Source organism: Pseudobutyrivibrio sp. ACV-2 (assembly GCF_900107545.1).
Taxonomy (GTDB): Bacteria; Bacillota; Clostridia; order Lachnospirales; family Lachnospiraceae; genus Pseudobutyrivibrio.
Map to the genome: position 1 here is coordinate 24,229 of NZ_FNQZ01000023.1, position 9,238 is coordinate 33,466.

At 34.2% G+C, this 9,238-nt stretch carries 6 protein-coding genes; all 6 read right to left on the reverse strand.

Annotated features, from left to right (window positions below; genetic code table 11):
- Nucleotides 1-375 precede the first annotated feature (375 nt).
- Nucleotides 376-1,809 carry an AAA family ATPase gene (locus BLV53_RS15395; protein ID WP_090170217.1) on the reverse strand — a complete coding sequence of 478 codons (1,434 nt, stop codon included), beginning with the start codon at nucleotides 1,807-1,809 and terminating at the stop codon, nucleotides 376-378.
- Nucleotides 1,810-2,421: 612 nt separating this feature from the next.
- Complete coding sequence (locus BLV53_RS15400) at nucleotides 2,422-2,889, reverse strand: cupin domain-containing protein (protein ID WP_090302482.1); 468 nt, start codon at nucleotides 2,887-2,889, stop codon at nucleotides 2,422-2,424.
- Nucleotides 2,886-3,074, reverse strand: coding sequence for a hypothetical protein (locus BLV53_RS15405; protein WP_090302484.1), 189 nt, complete (start codon nucleotides 3,072-3,074; stop codon nucleotides 2,886-2,888). Before BLV53_RS15405 ends, BLV53_RS15400 begins: the two co-directional genes overlap by 4 nt.
- Nucleotides 3,075-3,088: 14 nt before the next feature.
- Complete coding sequence (locus tag BLV53_RS15410; RefSeq protein WP_090302486.1) at nucleotides 3,089-3,508, reverse strand: hypothetical protein; 420 nt, start codon at nucleotides 3,506-3,508, stop codon at nucleotides 3,089-3,091.
- A gap of 491 nt (nucleotides 3,509-3,999) precedes the next feature.
- A complete protein-coding gene (locus BLV53_RS15415; RefSeq protein WP_090302487.1) occupies nucleotides 4,000-7,008 on the reverse strand; it encodes a DEAD/DEAH box helicase family protein in 3,009 nt (1,002 codons plus the stop codon).
- A gap of 429 nt (nucleotides 7,009-7,437) precedes the next feature.
- A complete protein-coding gene (locus BLV53_RS15420) occupies nucleotides 7,438-8,820 on the reverse strand; it encodes an ATP-binding protein (protein ID WP_090302488.1) in 1,383 nt (460 codons plus the stop codon).
- Nucleotides 8,821-9,238 lie beyond the last annotated feature (418 nt).

A 9,238-nucleotide genomic window follows, 5' to 3' on the forward strand; every position in this document is an offset into this window, starting at 1 on the left:
TACACCTACTTTCTGATAACTTAGTGCTATCTTATAGTATGTTAACTTGTTCGCTAATTTCTAACTCTAACCTAAAAAAATAGATATTATCTACTACTGCTCATTAACCTCTACAATATGTTAACTTGTTCGCTAATTTCTAACAAAATAGTATCCTCATTTTCTTTAATTGTCAACAATATTTTGAAATAAACTTTTGACACCTTATATGATTATATTATTTATTACAATGTAAAAATTTAGAGCCACCTGTAAAGGAAGCCCTAATTTAAAACGTGTATGCGATTTCTTAATACTGCGCACAGAAGCTATATTACTATTTTACATCCCCAGATTTAATGTTTTTTCTATGATTCTGGAGAAATAAAGCACCTATCACACAAATAAATCTTCCAACGTGATTATATTTGTAAAGATCCAGCTATACTCATTTCTCTTCACTCCAAATGTTGTAATCAATGTATTACGTATGGTTTGCTTTTTAGATATATGTTCCTTAACTAGAGAAACTCTTTCTCGTATCTGCATTTCATACTTTTTATCTACAACAAATTCGTCACTATAAAACTTTGCTTCACACAAATTAATGACATTATCGGCTCTTTCAATTATAAGGTCTATCTGTGCTCCTGCACTATCCTTTCCGCCAGTTTTAGTCCAAACCGTATTATTGGTTTCGATTCCACCAATAGATAATGCATTTTTTATTTGTTTTATATGATTGAAACATATATTTTCAAATGCAACTCCACACCAACTATTTACTGCACTTGAATTTAAATTGTTCTGCCAATAATAACTTCCGACACGATTTTTACCATTTAGAAAATGTAAATAAAAAATACAAAATGGATCTGTTAACCTATAACATTCTTCTCGCTTTCCGTCACCAAATGAAATATATTTAATTGCAAAATCACTGGCAACTATCGCTTCCAAATAATTTGTTAAATCACTTCCACTGGAAATACCAGTTCCTTCAGAAATCTCTTTTCTCGTATATCCACGATTTCTAGTAAAAAGAAATTCTACTATCTGTTTTATCTTTTCTGGATTTGAAAATACAGAAGTAAATAGTCTATCATACTCGCCTTCCAATAGCGGCTTATCAGAAAAGAACAATTCATCTATGTTTTGTGCTAAACTCAGGTCTTCACGAATGTAACCAAGATAATATGGTATTCCACCGAAAACCATATAGCTTTGTGCTATGTTATAACGCGTCAAATCAACATGCTGTGACACAAAATAATCTTCACATTCCTTAAGCGTAAATGGAGATAATTTCATCGTGTAGGTTACTCGATTATATAAGCCACCATAATTATTCAGCAGCTTATCCTGAATCCAAGAACTAGCACTACCACAAACTATAACCATTACGTTACTATGAGCCGAACACCAACCATTAAAAAATGCCTCAAAAGCAGTTACAAATCCAGATCTTTGTGTATCAAGCCATGGCAACTCATCTATAAATACCACTTGTCTTCCACCGTCATCTTTCGATATAAGTAGCTTTTCAAGTAAGAAAAATGCCTCTAACCAATTCTTTGGTTTTTTCTCGCCTCTTAAACCATACATTTGTAATGAAAGAAAAAAATGGTCTAGTTGTGCCTTTAAAGCGCCGTTGTTCTTAATCTCAATTGGGGATAATCCTGTATGACGAAAAGTAATCCTGTCTTTAAAAGTTTCATTTACAAGATATGTCTTCCCCACACGACGTCTTCCATAAATAACAACAAGTTCTGAGTGATTTCTGTCATATAGTCTATTTAATTCTTTTACTTCTTTTGTTCTTCCAATCATAATTTGATTATATATTTATTCCTCCACAATTGCAATATTTTAATCAATTCTGGGGTAATAAAATGAGTTTATTATTAATTAACTCCCCGCGATAATATTGCATACATTAATATAAGACAGTGAAAATCTTGACACAAACAAAAATACCACCTGTAAAAAAGATGGTATTTTACTTAATCAATATCTACTTCATAAAAGCTCCAGCCAAATCTTTGTCTCCACCTAACTGCTTAACAATATCTTTTATATCTGCCATTGAAAAATCCCCCTCTCACTGACAACAATCTATAGTTTCTATGCATATTATAGTGATATATGCCTTATTTGTGCAATAATGAGTATTAAAGTTGCAAATGTCCTGTATTTGCTTATAATAATTCATAAATAACAACAATATCGTATATATTAAGCCTTCTTACAAAGGACCTTGGATGTGTGTGTCTTTCTCTCCCTTGTAATAAGGCTTTTTATTTGCAAAAAAAGGCTGCCCGCCAGCAGCCATTTATAGGGAGAATGAATATATGAAAAAGTTTTCAATCGCTCTTGCGATGATTGTATAGTACTCTCCCTGTATGTTCTTTCACAGTAATTTATGTGAAGTCTAACTGAATATTAATAAGCCAAATACTCAATATCCCCCGCAATCTCTGGGAACTTCTCTCTTATCTCCGCCTTTTCAACTAATCTAAAGCCGTCATATGTAAAGTTTGGTGTTGTGGCGCAGGATACAAATGTGAAGCCATCTGCAGCAAGGTTCTCTGCAGCAAAGATAGCGCCCTTTGGAATAAGAACCATTGCTCGCTGGCCTTTCTCAAGATTGTTTCCTAATAGCAGTTCTTCTTTGCCAGTGTCTGTAAGCATTGTTACCTTCATTCCACAGCCCTCGTGGAAATACCAGATTTCATCACAGTCTATCTGGTGGAAATGAGAAAGCTCTCCCATATCTAACAAGAAGTAAATGCTACCTGCAAGAGGTCTGCCTTCCTTTTCGAAAGGAGCTGTATATACTTCTACGAACCAGCCGCCTTCAGGATGTTTTTCAAGGTTATATTCTTTCTTTAGTACATCTGCTCTATTCAAATTTGCTCCTCCTCAGGCCAAGTGTCGCCAATATTTAATCCATTGTTTGTAAGCCATTCATCTTCTACTGCTATGTAAGATTCATTACCAGCTTCATCTATAAGTGTTAATGATACTGTAGGCTTTTTGTTATTACTTTCTTCGCAACCAAAGTCACCATCAAAAATATGCTTTATTATTTTCATGATAATACCTTACTCTATCGGTGTGGTTTTACCGGTCTAAATTCTGATAACTCTTCATCTGTAAGTTCAGGTGCGTCCTCCGTATATTGTATAGGTCTCCTGGAAGCTTCTTCTATCTCTGTCGCTTGCTCCTTAGTTGGTTGATCACTAGGATTCAAAGCTATCCAGTGAATATTTGATGGAAGCTTGCATTTTCTTAACTCTACTGTATTATCATCGAAGACTATGCAAGTAGCATAGACATCCCATTCATCTAAATTGCTTGAAAGTGTTAATGTACGCTCATTAGCATGTAGATCGAAACCTAAAAAGCAATATAACCCCTCCGGAACCTCTTCAGTGCTGAAGCAAGATACATCTTTGTATTGTAAGCAAAAGTCTTTTCCAATCGTTTCAATTAACTTATTAAAACCGACCTGTTCTCTACTCATCATACAACCTTCCATTATCCTCAACATCTATAGTAACAACAATATTATAGCATTATATGGCTGATATTACTGATTACATTTCTGGATAAATAGAATCTTTTATGATAAGCGCAACCTTAAATATGAGCATTTAGGTAGCAGTATGTCTATCTAATCATAATGATGTGTGCTTCGTATTTGGGTTTATGCTATATGAACACTTAATATCTTTTTATGGCCAATAATGCCCATAAATCCTAGATATCTCAACTAATCGTCTACTGTATATAGATATAATAATATATTAGATTTACCTTACTTATACGACATAAGAAGGCTTATTCTCGACTTCAGACTGTCTATCCTCCTTATAAACCTTATAACCTACAGTATCTTGACTCAATCTATTGAGTTAAACACACGAAAAATAGGCCTATGGGTTTAATCCAGAGACCAATATACAATATCCATTAAGACTTTATTAAATTATATTGATGATTTCTTCTACGTATAATCTAGATTAGGTTCAACCTGATAAGCTCTTCTTTAACCCCCTTGGTGTTAACAACAAGCTCATTACCATTTCTGAAGATTAAATCAGAACCTACTGGTACACGATGCTTAATCATATCCTTGTAGCTATAAATATCATCTTCGTACTTAAATAATTTATAGAAATCATCTAACAATGTGATTTTGTTATGCGTCAAAACGCCATTAATATCTGATAACGCTGCAGCAACACATTTGTATACTGGCTTGCCGGTTAAATCGCGTAATTTAGCTACATACACCGTGTAGTACTCGCAAATATTTAGGAATTCTCCATTAGCTGTTAACTTCTCCAAATCATAGTATCTTTTGCCAGAAGGCTCCTCAATTATATATTTATTAACGTTAATACGTTCCTCAAGCTCAATAGCATCAGCCTTAAGCTCCATTGGAATACTCTCATACCCCTGTTTCTTTTTGTAGTTAGCAGCATTGAAGAATGTAAGCATTATAGGATCTAGTGACTGAATGCTCTTTCTCTCACCATATATATAGATAGCTGTTGAATCCTTAGTATAGCTTTCACATTTACCATTATTGCATTTGATTGTTACCTGAACCTGCTTTTCCTTATAAGTAAACATGTAACCATACAACTTCAAAATCATTCGTCTGATGTAATCATCAGACTTTTTAATATCATAATGATGATAAATCTTCATCGCTTCCCTTAATTTAGGTACAGCAATAGAGCACTTATTATAATCAATAAGTACCTTCTTCCAATTATAGTTACCATCTATATACTGAGCACCAAATAACTCGGCAAATTCTTTACTCTTTAGAATTGCTGCCATCTGGCAAATCCTATAAGAGCTATCTTCGCTACTGTCATTAAATACACGGATATAGTTTGTAAGCTCTGAAATCATTTCTCCCGTAAAGCTCTCACCAATGGAACATAAGCGCTTCCATGAAATCATACGTCCACTCTGCTTAAGAGTCGCTCCAAACATCATAATCCAGTTATTGAACAATCTACTCATAAATATAGCTTGGTAATATCTATAAGCAGCCTCTTCTTGTAATTGCTTTAAATCGTTATTCGAAACTGTATGGTCCTTTATATCTTCTCTTCCATACACAGCCTTGCTTATAGTTTTACGAATGTCGGCCCTTCCAAAACTGTTTTCATTAAGAACAACATAATCTCTAATAGCCATAGCTACAGTTTGATTAGTTTTGGCCATTCTAAAGAATAACTTCTCATAGAACTTTTCTAAGTCTTTTAAGTATTTAGTTATAGTCTTATACTCCATATTCGCAAGTTCAAAGGCCATTCTGAGATTATCGATAAATATAGACATGTCAAAAGAACCTGTACTCATGTGATACAGGAGAAGTAACTTTGCTATTGGTTTTGCTATGGCTGCATCAACAGCTTTAATTTGCTCTCTAATATTATTCGTTCCATTAATGTCTACATTCCAAGCTATAAATTTGTAGAATGTCTCTTTATTGTTAATGGCTGATGCTATCGTATTACATATTAGATTTATGTCATCTTCGGTATAGGTCCAGTTGCCTGAAGCATATATATCTGTACTATCTGCAACTACATTGGCTATTGTCGTTTCAACTCCTAGTTCCTGCGCAACTTTCTTCTCCAATAGATTCCAATTAGATAGCATGTACTGACAATATGCCTCATTTGCTCTTTTGGTCATGCTGTTGGACAAACTTACACCAGTATTTGCCTTTCTGTAGTTGTTTTCTGATCCAAAAATATAAGCCCTTAAGAAGTCCTCATAATTCTTGTACTCCACTTCCCTTTCGTCAACTAAGCTTTCTGGAAGAACAATCATGTTGCTATGGTGACTAAATCTAATACGTAAGAAGAACTGCTCAATATTATTCAAATTGAACTCTTCTTTCTTATTACAAACGTAGATACACTTAACCATGTTGTGATTACGATAATCAATAAGCGAATCTTCATCACGATAGACAAGCTCATCAATTGACGTACCATTGTTAAGAAGCGATGTTGTAAAAATAACCTGATAGCCTAATCCAATAGGCCCCAGATTAATCTTTCCTTCACTGATAATGTCGTTGTACGCACTATTAGAATAAATTTCATCCACCTTACTGTAATTAATATCATCCGAAGAAATAGCAGCTGCGCTTATACCCTGTTCTTCTAAGAACTTTACCGCTCTCAGATTGTATTCTTTGTCATTGTTATGTACCAAGAAATAGCCGCCTTCCTTCACTTCATCTGCAAGTCTTGCAAGCTCATAAGGTAAATGACGAACATTCTTATAAGGTACGATATTGCAATATTTATAATTTCTATATACTTCTGGCTTACCATTAATACCGACCTTCTCGCAAACAATATGAGCCTTGTATTCACTACAAAGCGGGTTATTATCAGGCGGAGTTAGAAGGATACTCATCGGCGTGCCTGTTAAATAAACAACTCGACCTCCAGCATTAGCCACCTTTCTACAAGCAAGCTTAACATCGTTAATGGCTTCTTTACGATAGTCAATAGCATCAACTAATAGATGTGCCTCGTCTATTACAAGAAACACATCTTTAAGATCATTTTCCATTTCAATTTTCTTTATTTCAGTAAGAAGCTTGTCGTAGATTACGTTTGTCGCTACGTAATCCTCGACGTTTCTATTTATCACCGCATTTTTACCAGCTACAGCCTTGAACGCATACTTTTTAGAATTCTGGCTGACCTGAGAAACGTTTGGTGATGCCAAAATATTTATATGATTCTTTCTAGTCTTAAGGAAGATATCTTTAGCAAAAGCATATGTCTTACCAGCAGAGCAATCCGCAGTCATTAGATATTCTCCATTTTTAAAGGCAGGGTCTGGCTGTTCTCTGAATATAGATATATTCATGCACTCCTTAAGCATCCTATTTATATCCCTACTATTCTCAGCAATATACTGGCTATATTTAATTGTATAGATACATGTCTTTGTCACTTCTCTATAGTCTTTGTTCATAAAATCCTACATCCTTTCTCAATGTCTTTCTGAGTCTGATATAGGTTTTTTTCACTGTATTAGAAATTTCTAGTGTCTGTTTTAATCACTTTTTCAATTTTTTTCTAAATTCTTTTTTCAACTAAGAGTTGAATGCCACGAATGAATAAAATATGTATAATATTTATATAGCTTTTGGAAAGGAATCATATAATTATGATAGATATGCTTCAAGAAATTCACAGTGCGATTATAGAGATAATACTGGATCACTTACGTTTGACCGAGGATGATCTAAAGGTAATAGACTTCAAACGATATTGTAAATACAGAGAAAAAAAGTCCTCTAAGCAGAAAAAATGTAAAATAGAACTTTTATAATATTTCTGTAGTTTTTATCCTAAGGCATAAAAAAAGGCACTATATCGTGATAATATAGCGCCTTTATCTTTATAATTGCTTCAAATAAACATTTATATGTTCTGTAGCATATTCCACCAATTCATCAGTAAATCCGCTTTTTGAATACAAAACATAATACTCTTTTCGATTATCTTTATTCCAGTTAACAGTCTTCGCCTTTTCCTGGAGATCATTTAGGACACTAAGTCCTTTCTTGTTCTTAGAATACTTGCATTCGCCAAAGACAATATCTGCTCCTGTAGAATCATACGCAACAATGTCTATCTCAACATCTTTTGACCACCATCTTCCAGCTCGATTGAATGTTATACCTTCAGATAATAGCTTCCAAATATCTCCACGACAAACATCTTCATAGATATATGAAACATGATTGTCGATGAAGTTGTTTTTTATCTTATCTTCTACGTATTCAGGATGTCCTGATTCAAGCATGCTTCGGTTTGGATATACAAATTTGAACCAGAAAGCTATGAAATTATCCTTAATTCTGTATAGGCCCATCTTGCTCTTCTCTGGATTCTCTTCTGTAACAGGGACTTCCCTCTCAATAATATCTAAATCGATAAGCGTCTTCAGATAATTCGTTAAGTTCGATTGAGATACCCCCAGGGCAGTTGCAATCTTGCTAAGTTTATGGTTACCTGCAGCAATTGCCTTCAATATGGAGAAATAACTCCCAATCTCAGAAACCTCTTTTTGCAACAAGAACTCAGGCTCAGCATATAGAAACGAACTTGTAGACAAGATGTTTTCCTTGATTGATTTATAGATATCTTTCTTTTTATCAAAAAGCTCAATATACTTTGGAACTCCTCCAGTTACAGCATATTGTTCAATCTGTTCCTCTAATGACAATGTTTCATCAAACTCATGATAATATGAGAAATCAATCTGCTTTAGCTTTATCTGTGCAGTTCTACGTCCATAAAGAGGCGAATCATAGTTAAGGACCTGTGAAGTCATCATATTGATAAGTGATCCGCAAAGAATCAGCATAACATTTGACTTCGATAAGATCTCATCCCAAATCTTCTGCATCACAGATGGAAACGCCTTATTAGCCTTACCTAGATTCTGAAACTCGTCCATGACAAGTACAATTCTCTCGCCTCTGGATTCATCAGCTATTATTTTGAAGATAGGTGTCCAGGAATCAAGTGTTGCACTTGCTAGTAAGGAATTATCAAAAGTTTCTGCAACAAGCTCCTTGAAAGCATTTCGATTCTCTGACTCATTCTCTTCTGTCGCTAAGAAATAAATTGCTTTTTTATTTTCGCAAAAATGATTTATGAGAGTAGTTTTACCAACTCTTCTTCTTCCATAAATAACAACAAAGGATGCTGAATCTCTGGCATATTCATTTTCAAGAGAAGCCATCTCATCGATTCTATCTATAAATGCTGACATATATTCCTCCTGTGTTTTTATATTTGAGATTATTATAATTCAGATTATTATAATTGTAAATATATCTATTTTACTATTGGCAGCGTAAATTTGTACTCGGAAATCATAGAAAAGACTATCCCTATGTATTTGTGATAAGAATTAGATTTGTGACTATCTTACTCTTTTTATCTTTTAAAAGGAAGCCCTGCTACGCAGGCCTTTGATTAATGTTTAATGCCGTACTTTTTTGTACGACAAATAATCCTTCTTTTGCTTGTTGATATTTTATCTGCCTTGAAATGGGTGTCAAGGACAAAGCCTTCGGTGCAAAGCATCCTTGACTCCCATTTCTGGGCAGATACACTGTAATCAAGCAAATGAAAGATTAGGTCTGTGCATAGCACTTTTAATCAAGTCAACACCGGTAGGTGTTGTT

Bases quoted from the DNA above. Each gene is read 5' to 3' on its own strand.
- BLV53_RS15415 (WP_090302487.1), bottom strand. From the start codon at position 7,008: ATGAACAAAGACTATAGAGAAGTGACAAAGACATGTATCTATACAATT.
- BLV53_RS15405 (WP_090302484.1), bottom strand. From the start codon at position 3,074: ATGAAAATAATAAAGCATATTTTTGATGGTGACTTTGGTTGCGAAGAA.
- BLV53_RS15410 (WP_090302486.1), bottom strand. From the start codon at position 3,508: ATGATGAGTAGAGAACAGGTCGGTTTTAATAAGTTAATTGAAACGATT.
- BLV53_RS15420 (WP_090302488.1), bottom strand. From the start codon at position 8,820: ATGTCAGCATTTATAGATAGAATCGATGAGATGGCTTCTCTTGAAAAT.
- BLV53_RS15395 (WP_090170217.1), bottom strand. From the start codon at position 1,809: ATGATTGGAAGAACAAAAGAAGTAAAAGAATTAAATAGACTATATGAC.